The organism is Neotamlana sedimentorum, assembly GCF_000943565.1.
GTDB lineage: Bacteria > Bacteroidota > Bacteroidia > Flavobacteriales > Flavobacteriaceae > Neotamlana > Neotamlana sedimentorum.
In genome coordinates, this window is record NZ_JTDW01000021.1 from 1 (window position 1) to 20,474 (window position 20,474).

At 33.6% G+C, this 20,474-nt stretch carries 10 protein-coding genes and 2 tRNA genes; 2 read left to right on the plus strand and 10 right to left on the minus strand.

Annotated features, from left to right (window positions below; all coding sequences use genetic code 11):
- From PW52_RS15970 to PW52_RS16000, 7 genes are all read right to left on the minus strand, one after another.
- Nucleotides 1-3,901, minus strand: a 3,901-nt coding sequence (locus tag PW52_RS15970; RefSeq protein WP_044633988.1) for a malectin domain-containing carbohydrate-binding protein, incomplete at its 3' end; no start/stop codon positions are given.
- 365 nt (nucleotides 3,902-4,266) lie between these two features.
- Nucleotides 4,267-5,043 (minus strand): 4'-phosphopantetheinyl transferase family protein, encoded by a 777-nt coding sequence (locus tag PW52_RS15975; protein ID WP_044633989.1) that lies wholly within the window; start codon nucleotides 5,041-5,043, stop codon nucleotides 4,267-4,269.
- Entirely contained in the window at nucleotides 5,030-9,055 is a 4,026-nt protein-coding gene (locus tag PW52_RS15980) for a non-ribosomal peptide synthetase (protein WP_044633990.1), read from the minus strand. The genes PW52_RS15975 and PW52_RS15980 overlap by 14 nt, the downstream gene beginning before the upstream one ends.
- Before the next feature lie 31 nt (nucleotides 9,056-9,086).
- Nucleotides 9,087-9,977: a cupin-like domain-containing protein gene (locus PW52_RS15985; RefSeq protein ID WP_044633991.1), complete on the minus strand. Its 891-nt coding sequence runs from the start codon at nucleotides 9,975-9,977 to the stop codon at nucleotides 9,087-9,089.
- A gap of 5 nt (nucleotides 9,978-9,982) precedes the next feature.
- A complete protein-coding gene (locus PW52_RS15990) occupies nucleotides 9,983-16,576 on the minus strand; it encodes a type I polyketide synthase (protein ID WP_044633992.1) in 6,594 nt (2,197 codons plus the stop codon).
- 160 nt (nucleotides 16,577-16,736) lie between these two features.
- Nucleotides 16,737-16,821, minus strand: a tRNA-Leu gene (locus PW52_RS15995).
- Nucleotides 16,822-16,899: 78 nt separating this feature from the next.
- Nucleotides 16,900-16,972 (minus strand) — tRNA-Lys (locus PW52_RS16000).
- A 140-nt stretch (nucleotides 16,973-17,112) separates the two neighbouring features.
- Between PW52_RS16000 and PW52_RS16005 the strand changes: the two genes are divergently transcribed.
- A complete protein-coding gene (locus tag PW52_RS16005; RefSeq protein WP_044633993.1) occupies nucleotides 17,113-17,634 on the plus strand; it encodes a shikimate kinase in 522 nt (173 codons plus the stop codon).
- On the opposite strand, the gene PW52_RS16010 is transcribed toward PW52_RS16005, so the two are convergent.
- On the minus strand, nucleotides 17,626-18,129 hold the full coding sequence (locus tag PW52_RS16010) for a phosphoribosyltransferase domain-containing protein (RefSeq protein ID WP_044633994.1): 504 nt from the start codon (nucleotides 18,127-18,129) through the stop codon (nucleotides 17,626-17,628). The genes PW52_RS16005 and PW52_RS16010 overlap by 9 nt on opposite strands.
- Before the next feature lie 30 nt (nucleotides 18,130-18,159).
- Nucleotides 18,160-18,531 (minus strand): RNA-binding S4 domain-containing protein, encoded by a 372-nt coding sequence (locus tag PW52_RS16015; RefSeq protein ID WP_044633995.1) that lies wholly within the window; start codon nucleotides 18,529-18,531, stop codon nucleotides 18,160-18,162.
- 82 nt (nucleotides 18,532-18,613) lie between these two features.
- On the opposite strand from PW52_RS16015, the gene PW52_RS16020 reads away from it, so the two are divergent.
- On the plus strand, nucleotides 18,614-19,612 hold the full coding sequence (locus tag PW52_RS16020) for an FKBP-type peptidyl-prolyl cis-trans isomerase (RefSeq protein ID WP_044633996.1): 999 nt from the start codon (nucleotides 18,614-18,616) through the stop codon (nucleotides 19,610-19,612).
- Nucleotides 19,613-19,771: 159 nt separating this feature from the next.
- On the opposite strand, the gene PW52_RS16025 is transcribed toward PW52_RS16020, so the two are convergent.
- Nucleotides 19,772-20,359, minus strand: a complete 588-nt coding sequence (locus tag PW52_RS16025) for an outer membrane beta-barrel protein (RefSeq protein WP_044634018.1) — start codon at nucleotides 20,357-20,359, stop codon at nucleotides 19,772-19,774.
- Between the last annotated feature and the right edge of the window lie 115 nt (nucleotides 20,360-20,474).

Consider the following 20,474-nt stretch of genomic DNA (forward strand, 5'->3'; position numbering starts at 1 on the left):
AAGTATTGTTGCTTTCCCAGTCAATATCAGAATCTGTAGCTGCAATTAAAGTGCCACCAGCGTTAATTCTATATAAAGCATCACTATTAATAGGGTGGGAGAAAGAAGTAACTTCCCATGAGAAAGTAATGGATTCGGTATCATCATTAAACTCATCATCGTCATCAACTGTAATAGTTACAGAGTAAGGACTGTTAACTTCGGCACCCAAATTAATAGTACCTCCAATTTGACCATTAGTTGGTTCTATAAATAAGCCTGGTGGTAAACCTATAGCAGTATAGTTTAAATTTCCATCACCTCCTTGAGCGCTAACAACTAAACTTCCATTTAAAGTTTCTCCAGCATAGTTAGTTTGATTTGCCATTGCCTGGACAATAATTGGCGTATTGGATACAGAAACCAATGACATAATTTCAATTGCATTTACAAGAGGGTTGTCTGTATTGTGTAAGAATTCAATATCAAGAACGCCATCTGTTACACTGACTGGATATGATAGCATTCCAGCAGTTTGGTGACCAAACTCTATAACTAAATCTAATTCTGTATAAGCAGCGTTATTTTCAATTAAAATATTAAAGACACGATCGTCTACATTTTGTGTACCATCGAACGTATTACATAAATATAAGTTAACCACGTAATCGTCGTTAGGAACGCTTATGCTATATTTCATTTCAGGGGTTGCTAAATCATCGTACCTTTCTGTAGCGAATAAGGACGTAAATAGGGATTCAGAAATATAATCCGGTATAGAATTATGTCTGGTTAAATTAGAGACACCATTTGCATAAACTTTTCCTGTGTTAACGAAAAAGTTTGAACCTGTATAGCTCCCTGCAATATTGTTTTGTTCCCAATTTATTCCAGATTCAGCATCGTTTATAGTTGTTCCTCCAGAGTTTATTCTTAAAAAGGGCTCTAAAGAAACGTCGTTCATAATTACCCAGTTAAAAGTAGTGCTAACATTGTCTGTACTATCACCATCACTATCATCTACAGTTACTGTTACATTATACGGACTATTATTTGCGGCGGTAAAAGCAATTGTTCCTGTAAATACACCTGTATTCGAATCAATAGAGATTCCTTCGGGTAATCCTGATGCACTATAAATTAAATCGCCATCACCTCCAGTGGCATTGGCACCAAATGTATTATCTAATATTGTTCCTGTATTATCAATTTGATCAGAAATATTCGATAATTCAATAGGATTGGTTTGGTCTTTGGTTACACTTAATACTCCCCAAGTACCTTCTAACTCAACATTAGGAGCGTTTGATGTACCGATAAATCCAACAGCTAAATCTTCATTGGATTGCTGAATAGCATTTAAAATTGCACCTTGTGCTAAAATTGTGCCAAATGTTTGTTTTGTATCGTTATCAAAAGTGTATTCTAAAGTGATTTCTCCGTTGGTTGGATTAATTGTGAAGTTGAAAATAATTAAACCTTCAGGTCTATTATTTATATCGATATTTAAATCAATAGGAGTTTGAGGAATATCATTAATTTCTTGTTGTACTCTTAAGCCTTGTTGTCTAGCAACAAACTTTATATAATTACTTTGTGTACCATCTCCAATAAAGAAACCTAATTCACCATTTGGAGCTGATGTATTTCCATACAACTGAAGCGGTTGATTAAAGTTAACTATTTCTCCTTTTACAGTATAAATTCCAGTATTGGTGTCTGATTGTATACCATATTGAAATGCTTTTTCTTGCGTGTTTGCAGTACCTAATGCAGTACCAGAAGTCATTTGCATAGTCATGGCCCCAATGGCTCCACCTAAAATATCATTAGGGTTAGGCTCGTTAGGATCATCTCGTCTGTCTATCCAATTAAGCCAGTTACCGTTACCATCACCATTATTCATCATTCCGGTTAAACCTAAACCTAAATAACCTCCTAAAAGTGGGTTGTCTGAAAATAATTCGTTTATTACAGGTAGCACAAAAGCATCACTACCCGTTTTAGTAAAATCACCTAATTGAAAAGGATCATTGATATCTAAAATGCCATCATTATCATCGTCATCATCATGTAAATTCGAAGTCAATGTACCTCCCGCTTCTTTATCGAAATCGGTTGGCTGCGATCCTCCATTACATGGATCGGTTAAGTTGTCCTCTTCATCTTGATTGGTATAACCATCGTTGTCGTAATCAGCTAATGGGTCGTATTCAAGGTCACTAGGGTCAATACATTCAATAAAATCTTGAGGTTCTAATACAGTAATGTTTTGATTAAAGTTGCCCACCCAAATTGTTCCAGGAAAAATATCAGTATCACCATTACAGGTTACTCCTAAAACATTACCTCCTAGACCAGATATAAAGCTTTCGGTATAATTACCAACATTACCGTTTTCATCAAGTTCAACTCTACGTAAAATACCTGTGTTTGTACCAGCTAATAAGTTACCCTGCATGGCACCGTTAAAATTGCTGGCAGTATATTCGTCTATTCCATTAGTATTTGTACCCCAAATTAAAATGGCATTATCAACAGGACCGTCAGGATTAACTTCTCCAGGCCCTCTCCAATCACCTTCTACCGGGTTTGCATTACTAATGTCTAACGGAGGCCAATCGGCAGGTAAACCAATACTTGAATCGGTTGTTGAGTTTGGGGTAGAGCCGTCTGGGTCATATAACAAGGTTCTAAAAACAGCGCCATTTAATCCGTGTTGTTCTGGAGCTGTAAATAAACCTGCTCCAGAAGGATTTGCTCTAGTAGGGTTAGGATGCCCACCATAAACACTTCCAAAAATATAGTTGTCTATATCTGTAGTTACAACATGTAGTTGGTCTTCATTATTAATTTGTTCTCCACCAGAAGGTGTACTACTACCAGGTTCAGAAGAATCATAATTGTTGGTAACATTAGCTGTACCTTCGTTAATAGGGAAACCTCCCCAACCACCATTGGCACCATTTTCTGTAACATAAACAGCTCCAGAGTTTGTTACTACTAAATCATAAGAGTTTCTATAACCTGGTGAGAATATTTGAACTGGGCTTCCAGCTACTATTTTTGCTTGATTTAATCCGTCATTTCCTCCAAAAGGGTCGTTAACGTCTATTCCATCATAACCAGGAGCATTTGGGTCTTCAATACCGTTTTCGTTTGGTCTTGTAGGATCATCTAGTGTAGGAAGGTCGTAAATGTAATTTCTACCATTATTATTTAATATGGGTAAACTTTCAATTTGAGTTAAGTTCACAGTTATAATTGCGGCAGATAAAGCATATTCTGGTAAATATGTGAAATTTTTTGAAGGACTACCACCATTTGTGTTTCCTCCCGAACAAACTAATAGGTAATCTTCACCATTTATTTGAGTAAAATCAAGACCGTGTGTTCCGTGATTTTCCTCCGATCGCGGCAAGCCTCGCACAATGTCTGCAATATCCCAAGACGTTCCGTTCCATATGTATCGTGTTATAATTCCGGAGTTTGTGTCTAGTCCAACATCGCCATGGCTAGAACCACCTCCAATTCTATAATCACTAGAAGTAACATATATAATAGGGTTTGATGCTGTTCCTGCAACAGTAATACCAGTAGTTTCTCTATTGGTTGTTGTGTCTAAACTACCATCATCATTATGATTTTGAATAGTTTGGATATCGTTTAAAGTTTCCTTGGCTACAACTTGATAGGTGCCATTTTCAAGTCGCTCGATGGTGTATATTTTAATAAGCCCTTCATATTCTACGGTATAAAGGCGACCATCGGGACCAAACATTAAAGCTGTTACTTTATCGGCAGCACCAAATCCATTAAAATTTAATGTACTTTGACTGAAATTTTGAGAAAAACTAAAGCTTGAGAATAAAACTAATAGAAGTGTAACAACTCTAAGTTGTCTTAAGTAATTTTTTTCCATAATAGCGAAATACTGTTAACATAAATAGTTTAAATGTAAAATACTTTTATTTTACAAGTTTGTTTAAAATTTGGGTTTTAAACCTTTGGTTATAATGGCGCTATTAATCAAAAGAATTTAGGTGTTCGATATTGAGAGAACCTAAATATTTAATACAAATGTATATGTTGATGTTTAAAGAGCTTATCAAAATCTTTACATAGCAGTTATTTTCGTTGAACTGCATGTTTTAATGATGGATTTTTAAAGTTATTGGGTAACTGGCTAAAAAACAGATTTATAGGTTTTTTAAGAGGATTTGTATTTGTTAAAAAAAGGGTTGTAAATTTATAAAAATTACATTTTAACCTCATTATTTTGATAATTTAGTAATCGGATTTTTTGAGTTCTCTTAAAATATAATCTTTGTTTTTAGTTAAGTCTTTGATTTTTAGTTTTTTGTTTGATGATTTCAAATTAATAGCAAAAGCACAGTGGTAGTTATTAACTAAATTCAAACTAAAAACTTCCCATTTCCCATTATAAGCAGTATCTAAATTTTTAACATTGTGAGTCCCATTTCTGGAGGGTAGTTGTTTAAAATCATCATCAATCCCGATGCCTGAAGCTTTAACAAGAGCTTCTTTTCTCGTCCAAAGTTTGTAAAAAAGCTCATTTGTATTTGAAGTGTTTAAAATTAAATCGGCTTCAGTATTATTAAATATGCTTGTAATTATTTCGCGTTCTATGGGTTTTGATTTTATTTTTTCGATATCGATGCCAACTTGTGTGTTAGAAAATACTATTGCTGCATATTCTCCCGAATGCGAAATATTAAAAAACATAGTAGGAGCAGTGTCTACATAAGGTTTTTTATTGGAATCAATTTTAATATTAATTTTAGTGGCAAGTATATTGGTGTGCTGTTCAAGTAAGAGTTTTAAAATTGTTCTGCAAACAATAAACCTATCACGGTCTTTTTTATGATAATAACGTTGCGCGCGTTTTAGCTCTTCTTTATTAATAAGATGTTTTGCATGATCAATTAAAAAATGAAAGTCGGAAATTTTAAAATAATAAATGAAAGTATCTGCCTCATTTAATTCAAAATTTGAAGATTGATTATAATCAGAACAATATATGGTAGTTTTATTCTCTGGCATTTCTTCGATCTATAACTTTTTGAAATACTTGAGCAACTTCTTCTTTATATTCATCTGCAAAAAGGTTGGCATGGTCTCCAGGAATATAGTGTATGTTTACACCTTTAAGAGCGAACTTTTTCCAACCCAAATGGTTTTTTACTTTTTTGTATGATGTTTCTTCTGTAGCTCTAAACAAATCAATATTAAAATTTTGAGGTTTTAAATGATATTGCGCTTTAAAACTTTTAATTATGCTTTCGGTTTGCATATAACGTTCGTACCTAAGTTTTTCTTCTTCGCTACTCCATTCAACTTTATTTATGTAATTAGTTGTGGGTTCAATGTAATATTTCTTTATAAAATCTATTTTTCGTTTTATATGTTTTTTAAGATTAGTTACACTAGAAAGCATCTCCTTTAAAAAGATAAAACGACGGTTCATACCTTCTGCGAAAATGGCTAATTTTTTTAATCGATGCGATTTATAATGAAACTCTGTTTCTATTCTTGTATCGAACAAACCAATCATGCTTAATTTTTTGTTTCTTGCGGTGAGTTGAATGGCCATTTCGTAGGCTATAATACCGCCAATAGAATAACCTGCAATAGCGAAGGTGTCGGTTTCAGGTTCCATTTCAACTAATGAGTCTACATAAAACGTTGCAAGTTCTTCGATCGTTTTATAAGGAAACGTATCTTTTTTTATGACACCTTTTACTTGTATACCAAATACAGGCTGATCGGGATCTAGATTTTCGGCAACGGCATTAAAAATTAAAACTTCCATACCAGCGCCATGTACAATATAAACAGGTTTTTTATTGCCTTTAGGTTTTATAGGAATTATTGCTCCTGGGTAGTTTGTTTCTTTTGTATTACTATCGGTAATTAGTTTCGAAAATGTTTCAATTGTAGGGTATTCAAATAACGAGGAAATTGGTAGTTCTTTATCAATTTCTTTTTTTATATCGTTCATTACCTTTAAGGCAATTAATGAATGACCACCTAATTCGAAAAAGTTACTCGTTATACTTATTTTACTTATTTTTAAATGCTTTTGCCAAATTTTGGCTAATAGCTTTTCGGTTTCGTTTTGAGGTGACACAACTTGTGTTTGCGACTCATTTTTCGATGAACTTATTTTTTGTAGCGCATTTTTGTCTATTTTTCCGTTTGGTGTTTTAGGGAAATTAGAAAGCACATTTATTTCTTGAGGTACTAAATAGGCAGGAAGTTTACTTTCAAGATATTGTTTCCAAGCTGTTATTTCGGCAGATTGAATTTTAGTCGTTTTTTCTGGCTTTATAAAAGCAATCAACCTATCGTTGTTAACAATAACAATTGCCGAATTTATTTCGGTGTTTTGCGTTAAGGTTTGTTCAATTTCACCTAATTCTATACGGTGTCCACGAATTTTTACTTGATTATCCATTCTACCAAGACACAGTATTTCTCCGTTGGGTAGCAGTTTTCCTAAATCTCCAGTTTTATAAAGTTTGCTCTCACTATAATTAGTATTTATAAACTGCTCTGTTGTTAATTCGGTTCTGTTAAAATAACCGTTTGAAACACCCAAGCCAGCAATTGAAATTTCGCCTATTACATTTGGTGGCATTAAATGATTTTCTGAATTTAAAATATAAACTTCGGTATTATTTATTGGTTTTCCAATGGTTATTGTGGTATCGTTTTTAGTTATTTCTGTAATAATAGAATAAATAGTGGTTTCTGTTGGACCGTACATATTCCATAGCGATTTACATCTGTTTAAAATTTGTAAAGCAAGGTTATTGCTTAAAGCTTCACCGCCACAAAAGGCTTTTATTTCGAGTTTATTATTCCAGCCTGCTTCAATAAGCATTCTCCAAGTAGTTGGCGTTGCTTGAATAATGGAAACCTGTTCTTTTTTTATGAGTTTTAATAATAAATTACCGTCTCTAGTTGTTTCGGTATCTGCTAAAACAATTGAGGCTCCGTTTAATAATGGCAAAAACAATTCTACCAACGAAATGTCGAACGAAATGGTGGTAATGGCCAGCATTTTGTCGGATTTTGTGATGCCGGGTTTTTCAGAAATACTAAGTAAAAGATTTATTAAATTTTTATGCGTAATGCTAACTCCTTTTGGTTTTCCTGTTGAGCCTGAAGTGTATAAAACATAAGCGTAATCATTTTGAGAAATCTTTATGTTTGGTTTTGCTGTAGAATGATTGTTAGAATCTTTTAATGCGTCATCTAATGGTATAACTTTAAGATGTTCTGGTTTAGAAATGTTTAAATTAATACTGGTAATTAAAAATTTAGCTTTCGAATCTTCAAGCATAAATGCAATGCGGTCTTGAGGATATTTGGTGTCTAGCGGAATATAAGCGGCGCCACTTTGTAAAATAGCAATTAGCGTTGGTAACAAGTTGCTGTTACGATCTATGCAAACGCCGACAAAATCACCCGGTTTTACGCCTTGTTCTATTAAATAATGTGTTAGCTGATTTGCTTTAAAGAATAAATCCTGATATGTGACATGCTCGTTATTAAAGCTTAAAGCTAGGTTTTTAGCAGATTTTTCGGCCTGTTCTTGCAGTAAAATAGGTAAGGCATCTGCTGAAAATTGACTAGTAGTGGCATTTAGTTTTTGGTATGCTTCTAAATAATTTTCTGAAAAAACATCATGCAGCGGTTGGTTTGGTTTTAAGCAAATTAATTTTATAATAGCCTCAAACTGTTGCATGAAGCTTTTTATGGTTTCTTCTTTAAAAATAGAGGTGTTGTACGACCATTCCAGCACCAAATTATTTTCGTTTCCACTAGCATTTAAAAATATTTCGAAAGTTTCAAATGTTCTGGGGTTGCTTTTTAATTTATAAGTTAGATTGTTGAAAAAAACGCCATTTGTCATTCCCAAATCGATATTAAACACTATGGGAACAAGCGGCACTCGCGACGGGTTTCGTGGTATTGAAATCTTTTTAAGCAGATGTCCGAAGCTAAGTTGTTGATGTTCGTAGGCATCAAACAGAGTCGATTTACGTTGTTTTAAATATTCTGTAAAGGTTTGGTTATTGGTTAAAGTGGCTCGAAGCGGTAGTAAATTTACACAGTGCCCAATAAGTTGCTGCATACCTGTAACCGATTGGCCTGCTGCTGGTAATCCTATAGTTATGTCGGTTTCTCCAGTAACTTTAAAAACGAAAACTTCGAATGCCGCTAATAGTGTAGTTACCAAACTAGAATTATTATTTAAACCACATTGTTTTATTAGGTTTAAAGCCTCTTTACTTAAAGAAAAATCGAGTCTGTTACTTGCGTAACTTCTAGATTTCGGAAATGAATAATCGGTTGGTAAGTTGTAGTTGGGAATTGAAGATTTATAAGTGTTTATCCAATAATTTTCAATAGTATTATAAGTGTCGCTTTCAATTAAATCTGAATTTTCATCGGCATAATCACTAAAATTGATACTGTTAGGTAATTCTGGTAGTTTATTTTGATTATAAGCTGAATATAAAACACCAAGTTCTTGAAGTAAAATGCCTAACGACCAACCATCGCAAATTATATGATGCGCTGTAATGACCAAAGTGAAGGCTTCTGTGGCTGTTTTTATTAAGCCAAACTTTATTAGCGGCCCTTTTACTAAGTTAAATACGTAATTGGCTTCGTTATTTATAAAATTGTTTAGGTAAGTGTTGGTTTTAGGGGTTTTTTCTAAAGTTGTGTCTTTAAAAAATAATACTGTTTTTAGATTTTTAAAAACGGTCATAAACTGGCCGTTAGTACTAAAAACCGCTCGAAGCGATTCATGACGATTCACTAAATCGTTTACCGATTTTTCTAAATGATCGATATTTAGATTGCCTTCAAAATATACCGAAATAGACTCGTTATAGGCTCTGTTGGCATCATCGCCACCTAACTTGCAGCTTGTCCAAATTTCATCTTGAGCTTGAGTAGTATGTATAACCTTTTCTATTTCTGAACCAGAAAAGGGATTAAATGGAGTTGTATTTAGAGTAAATTCAGGGTTTTCCATAAATTAAATTGTATTCACTTCACAATTAAGATTACACACGAATCCCTTTTTTATCTAAGGTTTTCATGAGACGAATCATCTTATTTAAATAGATTTTTGCTAGTTTAGATTTAAAACTACTTCTTTTGTTTAAACTCATTTCTACTTCTTTTTGAAATTGATCGAAGTTAGATTGATTTAAACTGTCTTGAGCAATAGAAATTGTTGGCGTTAACGATTTTGCTGTATGCCACCAGCCGCAGGGAATAAACAAGGTTTCACCAGGACCAACGGTAAATGTAATTGGAGTTAATTGTTTGGCTTTAGGGAATTTTTCATAATCTATATTGTAAATATTAGGGATTTCAGAAACCCATAAATTTTCTTTTACTGGATATACAAATTCGGTTTGATGGGGTGGTATTACGGTAAATTCTTTATAGCCTTGTATTTGTGTGATATAGGCATGCAAACATAAATAATCGTAATGCACATAAGGGAACATGCCTCCTGGACTTCCAAAGAAAATTTCTAAAGTATCGGCATGACCAAGAAATTTTTTAGGCATTAATTTACTGTGACACCAATCTGGCATAGCATATTTAAACCTTGGTGAAACATCTGGAATTAATTCTGGGTAATTTCTATCTATTTGAAGTTTGCAAGGGTAGGGTGCTGGGTTATCTTCGTTCGCCGTTTCCATTAAATCAATATAATCTGCTAGTTTGAATGTTTTTCCTTCAATCCAAACTTCCCGATCGCCATATTTCTCTTTAAAAAACTGTGTCGTAAATTTTTCTTTTGCCTTCCAATCTTTACAAGCATCACCTAAAACTACAGGATAATTTGCAAATAAATGCTTTTCTGCAAATGCTTCATAAGTAAGGTTGTACTTTTTTTCAACCGTATAATTGCCCACTTTAGCCAATTCAATTGTATCCATAATTTTTATATATCTAACTTAATAAAATTACCATTTTCATTATTATCTTCAATAAACCAAGCAGGATTTCCATCTTCATCTAAACCTAATTTAGCTCCTGCAATAGGTGGTGTATTAAGTTCTGCAGTATTTCTTTTTTTAGTTATTTGAGTTGAACTTTTTGATGTGTTAACGTTAAAAATTCCATTTTCAATTAAGCAATTAACACTATTATTAAAGGCTTTTATTATAAACCTGAAATCTTCTTCAGTAAAAGCGGTAGTTATAAAACAAGGGAAACCATCCCAAATATGTATGCCTTCATTTCGCAATAAAACAAAAAGTAGTTCGGAATAAGGGATGTCTTCTAAAAATTTAACGCGCCAGAGCGAACCAAAGTAGTTAACTTGAATAGGTAATTGATGCTGATTAAATATTTGGTTTACCTTATCTGCAAATGTTTTTGTAGCGATATTTAAATTAATATGAAGTTTATCGCCTTCATTTATCATATGTAATAAGGACGCTTTTGCTGCCGCTAATGTTAATGGATGCCTTACAAAAGTACCCGCAAAATAGGTGACACCTACTTCGGGGAACGAGCTATCGCCATATTGCCAAAAACCGCCATCTAGAGCATCCATAAATTGTTTTTTACCTACAATAGCGCCAATAGGCATACCGCCTCCAATTACTTTTCCGTAGGTAGAAATATCGGCTTTAATGTTAAATAAGGCTTGCGTACCACCAATGTGCATTCTAAAACCTGTAATAACTTCATCGAAAATAAGAACAGCGTTGCTGTTTTGGGTAATTTCTCTTACTGATTTTAAAAATGCAACGGGTTGAAATTCAGGACGCCTACTTTGTACAGGCTCAACAAGTACGGCCGCAATTTCATGTGCTCTTTCTTTAATTATTTGTAAACTTTCTTCGGTTCCATAGTCTAAAATTAACATGTTTTGTACAGCTCCAGAAAGAATGCCTGGTGCGGCAGGAAATGTTTTTAATTTTTTCGATCCGCGTACTATAACTTCGTCGTTAATGCCGTGATAAGATCCAGAAAACGCAACTATTAAGGAGCGACCTGTTACGGTTCTGGCAATTCTCATAGCTCCTAATACGGCTTCAGACCCTGTGTTGCACAAGGCTGCGCGATCTTGGTTTGTGGCCTCACAAAGTAGTTTACAAACATCTCCAGCCAAAGGGTGTTGCGGACCAACTTCGTAACCTAATTCTATTTGATTTTTTAAAGCTTCTTTTATAAATTCTGGCTGATGGCCAAAAAGGCAAGAACCAAACCCATTGAGTGCATCGATATATTGGTTGCCATCAATATCCCAAAGTTTATTTCCTTTCGATTTTTCTATAACAATAGGGTAAATAAGCTCTTTTACTGTTGGCTTAAAGCCACTCACCACACGAGGATCGGCCATGTGTTTTCGGTGTTCTTGAGTGAAATTTTTACTGGCCTTAGTTTTGTTATTATAATCTGTAATTAATTGTTTTAAAAAGTCCGATTGCTGTTCGGCTAGCTCGGTTGATTGTTTTTCAATTTTAGGAGAAGCTCCAAAGGGTTTTTTATGCTCTTTTTGTTCTTCTTCTGTTAAAATGGTATGCTTGCTTTCTGCTTTAACAAATTGGTTTGCGCTAGAATTATCTGCACTATAATTAGGGTTTATTATTGGTGTAGCACTATTTCCTTTTTGAAGTAATTCAACTTGCTTTCCTAATAACTGAAGTTGTTGCGTAATTAAGTCTAACGCCGTATGATTAGTTGATTCGTTAAATTGATTATTGTTTGATTGATTTAAATTAACGAGATTATTATTTGCTAATTGTTGCGTTGCATAAGCTTCTTTTGGAAGGTGATTATCTAAAAAAGAGGCAAGAAGTTCGGGAGAACTTAGCTCTTCATTTAACTGGCGGAATGAAATAGGAATATTAAATTCGTTTTTGCAGGTTAAAGCAATTTGAGTTAATATTAAAGAATCGAGTCCGAGTTCTAGGAAACTATAATTGTAATCGGTAGATTCAATTTCTATTCCCGATGAATTGGTAATAATTTCAGAAATTTTATTAAGTAATGCAGGTTTCCTCATTGGTGTAATCTTGTTTGTCTGTTCGGCTACTGGACTATTGTTTTCAATTAGTGTACTCTGTTTATTTTCTTCAATAAAAGATACATTTTGATGTGGTGTAATTGGTTCTATCCAGCATAATTTTCTATCGAATGCGTAAGCAGGAAGGTTAAGTCGTTGTATGTTTTTGGTATTAAAAAACGAGTCCCAGTTAACCGATATGTCGTTTATCCATAATTGCCCAACGGTGTTTAGTATAAGGTCGTAAGCGGTTTCTTTATCCTTCGGAATGGTTAAACTTGGTAAAACTATTTTATGTTTAGCTAGTGTTTGTTGTTTGGTTAACGTCGTAAGTGCTTTGCCAGGTCCAACTTCTAATAAAGCAACATCGTTAAGATTTAATATTGTTTTTATGGCTTCTGAAAACTGTACTGTTTCTCTTAAATGATTAACCCAATAATCCGGATTAGTCGCTTCTTCTGCTTTTAACCATGTGCCAGTTACAGTTGATGAAATTGGTATTGAAGGAGCATTCAATTCCATGTTTTTAAAGACCTTTTTAAAGTCGTTTAGTATAGGATTCATCATACTTGAATGAAAAGCATGACTGGTTAAAAGTTGTTTGTTAACAATATTATCCTGTGATAATTTAGCGCTAAAGTTTTTTATAGCCTCGTCTTCGCCGGAAACAACACATAAAACACTGGAGTTTGCTGCAGCTATAGAAAGAGATTTTGGTAAAATAGGTTTTATATCTTCAACCGAAAGTCTTACAGAAAGCATACTTCCTTTAGGTAATTCACTAACAAGTTTTCCTCTGGTAGCTATTAATTTTAAGGCATCTTCTAGACTGAAAACACCTGCTAAATGTGCTGCAACAAATTCCCCAATACTATGTCCACAAAACGCAGTAGGTTTTAAACCCCAATGCAACCAAAGTTGAGCTAAAGCATATTCTATAATAAATAAAGCAGGTTGGGTGTATTTGGTGTCTTTTAGAAGCGTTTTGGCTGTTTCATTGCTGTTGTTAGGGTAAATTATATTTCTTATATCTTCATTAAGAATTGGGATTAATATTAAGGCACATTTATCGACAGCTTCTTTAAAAACTGGTTCGTTTTCGTATAAAGCTTTCCCCATGTTTAAAAATTGAGCACCTTGACCAGGAAACATAAACACCAATTCACTAGGTGAATATGTGTTTGTGTTAACGGGTTTAAAATCCTTAAGTTTTAATTGATCGATAGCATTTTCAACCGAGTCTGTAATTATATATTTTCGATGTTTAAACTTCGCTCTAGTTTTATTTAGGGTATAGGATAGACGGCCTAAATGTGTTTCCGGATTTTGTTCTAAATAGGTTATTAAACTATCGGCATATGCGTTTACACTTGTTTCGGTTTTAGCAGACCATGGTAAAATATAACTGAATTTGGTAGGGGTAATGGTGTTATTGTTATTCTCAAATTCTTCTAAAACAACATGAACATTTGTGCCACCAACACCAAACGAACTTACACCAGCTCGTCTTACTGTAGCGGATTTCCAGTTTTGTAATTGAGCGTTCACATAAAACGGACTATTTTTAAAGTCTATTTGTGGGTTAGGGGTTTTATAACCAAGCGATGCAGGAATTTGTTTGTTGTGTAAAGCTAAAACCGATTTTATTAACCCTGCAACGCCTGCAGCTGCCGTTAAATGCCCCATGTTGCTTTTTATAGACCCTATGGCGCAGAATTGTTTTTCTTCTTGTTCACCAAAAGCATCATTTAACCCTTCAAATTCAATAGGGTCGCCAATTGGTGTCGCAGTACCATGAGTTTCAACATAACTAATGGTTTCAGGTAAAACATCGGCATCAAATAATGCCTTTTTTATAGCGTTTGTTTGTCCTGTAGCATTTGGAGCAGAAAAACTGCCTTTGTTTCCGCCATCGTTATTAATGCCTATACCTTTTATTATTCCGTAAATAGTATCAGCATCGTTTTGGGCATCTTCTAAACGTTTTAATAATACAACTCCTGCACCATCACTAAAAACGGTGCCTTTTCCTTGGGCGTCGAACGAGCGGCAATGACCATCTGGACTCATAATTGAGCCTTCTTGATATAAGTGTCCAGAATTAATAGGAGCGGTTACACTGGCTCCACCAGCAATGGCGACTTCACATAAATTATTTCGAAGCGCTTCTACAGCATGAGCAATAGCTAACAACGATGTAGAGCATGCCGAATGTACACTTACCGCTGGTCCTTTTAAATTTAAATGATATGCGGTTCGTGTGGCGATATAGTCTTTTTCGTTAACAGAATCGGCTTGAATGTCGCCAATACTATTTAAAACATCTTGATTTGGTAATATGTTTTTCTTGAAATAGCTATTCATTCCAACCCCGGCATAAACACCTACACTACCATTAAAATGTTCGGGTAAATAGCCAGTTTGTTCTAAAACCTCCCAAGCAATTTCTAAAAATAAGCGTTGCTGCGGATCCATACACGCAGCAAGCTTAGGGTTTAAGCCAAAAAAGGCAGCATCAAACGTTTTTGCAGTTGGTATAATGCCGCGTGCTGCTACATACTGCGGATTGTTTTTTATATGTTCTGGAATCGTTTTATCTAATTCTTCATGAGAGAAAAAACGAATGGTTTCTTTAGCATTTTTTAAAACATCCCATAACTCGGTTATTGTATTGGCTCCAGGAAATCTTCCAGACATACCAATAATGGCAATATCTCGGTTGTCTAAACTCGTGATTTTTTTAAAGAATTGATTCTTGGTATCTAAAGTTTTACCTTCTAAAATGAAACTTAATGCTTCAATGGTAGGAAATTGATAAATTTTAGTAACCGGAAGTTTTTTGTTTGTTTCTTTTGATATTTTAATGCTTATTTTTTGGGCTAGGAGCGAAGTGCCGCCCATATCAAAAAAATTATCGTAAATACCTATTTCTGGAATGCCTAATAAGTCTTCCCAAATTTTAACAATTATTTTTTGAGTTTTAGTTGTTGCTTTTTTTAATACAGGTGCGTTTTCTGGACGTTTATATTCTGGTTTAGGTAGTGCTTTTTTATTGATTTTTCCGCTTGCTGTACGCGGAAAATCTTCAACTTCAATAAATAAAGAAGGCATCATGTATTCTGGTAAAACATTACCTGTTTCTTCTTTAATTTTAGAGATGGAAAGGTGTTTATTGTTAAATTGAACGTAAGCTACCAACTGTGTTTGTTGCATGTTTTGTACAGCTAAAACAACAGTTTGTTGCACGTTATTTATATTGTTTACAGCAATTTCTATTTCGGCTAATTCTATTCTATGACCACTAATTTTTACTTGGTCATCTTGTCGTCCTAAAAATTCGATATTTCCATCGGGTAAATATTTTGCAATATCACCAGTTCTATAAATTTTTAGTGTTTTACCATCAGCATTGGTCCAGTCTACAAACTTTTCGTTTGTTAGGGAAGGATTATTTAAATAACCTTCGGCTAAGGGTGTGCCAGTGATACATAATTCACCTTGCTCCCCGTTAGGTAAAGGTTTTAAATCTTTATTTAAAATTAAAATTTCTGCATTTAAAATAGGTTTACCAATAGAAGGTAAAGCGGGCCATGTGTTTGGAGGGCCAGTTAATTTTAGCTCGGTTACAACATGGCATTCTGTAGGACCATATTGGTTATATAAAATACAATGGTTTAAATTATTAAAAAATGTTTTTATTTGAGGCGTTATTTTAAGTTGTTCTCCAGCGGCCATAATTTCTTTCAATGATTCTGGATATACATTGGTGTTTACAGCTATCTCTGCTATGGCTTGCAAAGCAGCAAAAGGTAAAAATAGTCGGTTTACTTTTTGCTGTTTTATATAAACAAGCAAATCGTCCATATTTAACCTTAGGGAATCGTTAATTAAAACGAGAGTGCCTCCAGAGTTAAAGGTTGCCATAATTTCTTGAAAAGACACATCGAAACTTAAAGGAGCAAATTGTAATGTTTTAGTATGGATTGTACTAACCGAATTATTGTTTTGCCATTCCAATAGGTTAAAAATAGCGTTTTTGCCCATGCTAACCCCTTTAGGTTCACCCGTTGAACCAGATGTGTATAAAATATATGCTAAAGAATTAGGAGTATTTTTATCTTCTAAATTAGAAGCATTGTAGTTACTGTTTACGGTTAATAAACCTAAACTATTTGCTTTAGCTTCTTCGGCTTCATCTGTTAAACAAACTTTTAGTTTTGCATTATTAATTATAGCATTTAATCGTTGGTTGGGGTAGTTAAAATCTAAAGGTAAATAAGCTTTATTGGCTTTAAATAAAGTTAATAGGTTAATTATTTGATCAATACTTCTAGTTGTGGAAATACCTACAATTTGTTCTTGAGCAATTAATCTATTTATTTTATTATGTCTTCTATTAACTTCGAGAGCAGCTTGTTTATAGGTTATGCTTTTGTTATTTAGAACAATACAGACATTGTCGGGATAACGGTTTGCAGTATTTTCAAATAATTGGTATAAATTGGTTTGAGGCATCATTTATCCTAAGTTTATTACAACTTAATATTAGCGATTTTTAATAAGAATAAATGTAAAGATAAATTTTGTGAGTAATGCCTAGAAATCTCTACCAAGTAATAATTATCGATAAAGTGCAGGAAATTTAACTGTAGTCAATGTGTTTTTAAAGGAGATAAAGTGCGCACGAGAAGATTCGAACTTCCACATTCTAAACGAATACTGGCCCCTCAAGCCAGCGCGTCTACCAATTCCGCCACGTGCGCGGTTTTTGTATTGCTAAAATAAGCGTTTATTATAATTTTAAGCAAAAAAAAAACCTTGTTAGTTTAACAAGGTTTTTGTGACCGGGCTGGGGCTCGAACCCAGGACCCTCTCCTTAAAAGGGAGATGCTCTACCAACTGAGCTACCCGGTCTTGCAAGGCGATAATGTTTCTCGTTTGCGGGTGCAAATATAGAACCTTTATTCAATTAAACAATACTTTTTTTAAAATTTTTTTCGTTTTTTTGCACCCGCTTATTCTATGTTTTTAATAATCAATTTGTAAGGTAAAAAATGATAATAATTTTAATTGGGTATATGGCTTCTGGAAAGTCTACAATAGGTAAAAAATTGGCCGAAAAGCTTAAATGCGATTTAGTAGATTTAGATGATTATATTGAAGAAAAGGAACAATTAACCGTTACAGAAATTTTTAAAAATAAAGGAGAAATCTATTTTAGAAAGCAAGAAACGCATTATTTAAAAGAATTATTAGCTTCGGAGTCTCAAATTATTTTATCCCTCGGTGGCGGCACACCTTGTTTTGGAAATAATATGGAGCTAATTTTAAATGAAGAACATGCAACTAGTATTTATTTAAGAGCTTCGTTACCAACATTGGTTAAAAAACTAATTAAAAAGAAAGCCAAACGACCATTAATTGCACATCTTGAAACAGAGGAGGAGCTTACCGAGTTTATAGGCAAGCATTTATTTGAGCGTTCTGCATTTTATAATCAGGCAGAAGTTGTTATTTCAACCGATAATAAATCAAAAAAGGATATTGTAAACGAAATTACTACGAAGCTATTCTAAAATGGCCTCAAAAGTTTTACCTTCTAACACAATATTAATGTGCTCGTGTAACGATGTTGACAACGAAATACCTTTAAAATCGGCTTTTACGGGATATTTTTTATGATTTCTGTTTACTAAAACAGCTGTTTTAAATTGTTTTAAAGGCACATTTAAAAAATGTTTAACGCCATAAATTAAAGTCGTTCCAGAGTTTAAAACATCATCGACTAAAACAACCGATTTATTCATGTAATCTGCTTCCGAAACCGAAGTTTTTATCTCGGCAAGCGGATTTTTTTTATCGATACTAACTTTACAAAGTATAGGCTTTATGCTCGAAATTTTTTCAAGCATACTTTTCAATTTTTTTGCAAAAATATAGCCATTTTTATCAATACCAGCCAAAACCACCTCGGTTTCGTAAACGTTGGTTTCATATATTTGAAAAGCAATGCGTCTTATCTTATCATTTATTTCTTCATGATTAAGTATAACATTATTCTTCACCGTCATAATTGTAAATTGTAAAATTAAGTCATAAAATTACTCATTTTCATCATAAAAATCATCAATATCGCGCCTATCTTTTTTAGTAGGTCGTCCGGTACCTTTTTTACGATAATAATCTTTCGAGAATTTTAGTAGCTCTTGAGCCTCAAATTCAGTTTTTGGTGTAATGTCGGTTCTGTAAATATCAACCAGTTTTGCACCAACTCTATTGGGTGGAATATCGTTAACCTTAAGCTTGTAGTTAATTTGATTTTTTCTTACATCAATAGTATCTTGGGCATAAACCTCTCGACTAGGTTTTACCGAATCACCATTAATTCTAACTTGTCCTTTTTTGCAAGCTGTTGTAGCTAAACTTCGCGTTTTGTAATACCGTACACACCATAAAAACTTATCAATTCGCATATTTTTATTATAAAAACTACGTTAATGTTATTGTGCAAGAATGTATTAAAATTGTATCTTGCGCCTTCAAAAATACGCAATAATGAGATTAGAAAAAGTTACTTTATTAATTTTAGTATTAATTATTGGTTTTGTGTCTTGTAAAAAAGATGACGACGCAACAACTACAACTATCGAAATTAGAGATAGAGACGAGCAACAAGAAGATGATAAGGATTCTTTAGTAGATTATTTAAGTACGCATTATTATAATAAAAGTGATTTTGATGGCAATACAAACCCTAAAATTGCCGATTTAGTATTTACTGAAATTACAGATGAGGTTATATCGAGTGATGCAGATTCATTATTAATTAATGCTGTTGAAACAAGAACTGTGGTTTATTCTGAAACAGATTACGAATATTACGTTTTAGTTTTAAATGAAGGTTATGCCGAAGGTAAATCGCCTAATTTTTCCGATAATATATTGGTAAGTTATGAAGGTTTAGATCTTTACGATGAGGTGTTCGATAGTTCGGTAAGTCCTGTTGAATTTGATATGATTGGCGACGGAATAAACACCTTTGGTTTAATACCAATTTGGAGAAAAGTATTGCCAAGTTTTAAAGTTGCTGAAGGTTTTGTTGAGCAGCCAGATGGTGTTGTAGATTATTTTAACCACGGCACAGGTGTTATGTTTGCACCTTCTGGTTTAGCCTATTTTGCAAGTGCTATTACTGGAGTTTCTGCTTATTCCCCTTTGATTTTTAAGTTTGAATTGTATAATACTTTTGTAAACGATCACGATGGCGATGGTGTACCATCGTACTTAGAAGATATTTTTACAGTTGATGGTGTTGCGGGAAGCGATGGCGAATTTACAATTGATTATGATGATTTAGAGAATGCTAATGATGATGATACGGATGGTGACGGAACTCCTGATTATGTTGATTTTGATGATGATGGAGACGGCGTAGCTACAATTTATGAAGATATAGATGAAGACGGCGACCCAACTAACGACGATTCAAACGGCAATGGTATTCCTAATTACCTCGATGCAGACGATACGTTATCTACTTTAGACGACGAATAAGAATAATAAAAAACCATCTCGAAACCGGTTAACAAATGTCATTCTGAATTAATTTCAGAATCTTAGTTTATCTTAAACTAAATTTGTTAAGATCCTGAAACAAGTTCAGGATGACAAATCGGGTTTCTAGATGGTTTTTTTATGCAGTAATTTAAAGGTCTACAAAATAATAGACAAACTCAAAATTAATTGATCTGGACGCGTATCTAGTCGGTCTTGAGTAGTTACATTACTATGAATAAATTCGGTTTCATTATCGTTAAAACCACGTTCGTAACGCAAGTCAATACCAATCTTTTTTAAACTTAATCCAATACCAAAATTTAAACCTACCGAGAAATCTTCTTCAATTTCTCCTAAAGTAATATCGTCAAATTCCGAATCTAAAATATATTGTAACGATGGGCCTGCAAAAACACTAATTGGGCCAATAATTTTGGCGCCCAATAAAATAGGAGCATCTAGTTTTTGCATGCTAAATTCATCATTTCTATAATCACTTTTTGTGCTTGTATAAACCAATTCTGGTCTAAAAAATACTTTAGTACCCATTTTTCCAAAAATTCCAAAATGATAACCAATATTTCTATCTGGGTGTTCGTACGAGTTGGCTGCCGAGTTAAAATAATCGCCATTTGCACTATAGTTAATGCCACCTTTTATACCAAAACCACTAGCCGTTTGCGCCATAGTTAATGCAGGAATACTAACAATTGCAATTAAAACTAAAATTAGTTTTTTGCTCATTAAAGTTTTACAATTTACACGATGTTGATTTGTTTTAAAAATGTTCATAATGTTCGTTTTTAAGATTTCGTTTGTACAATCAAAAACGTTGCCAAACCAATATTATTTTCTAACT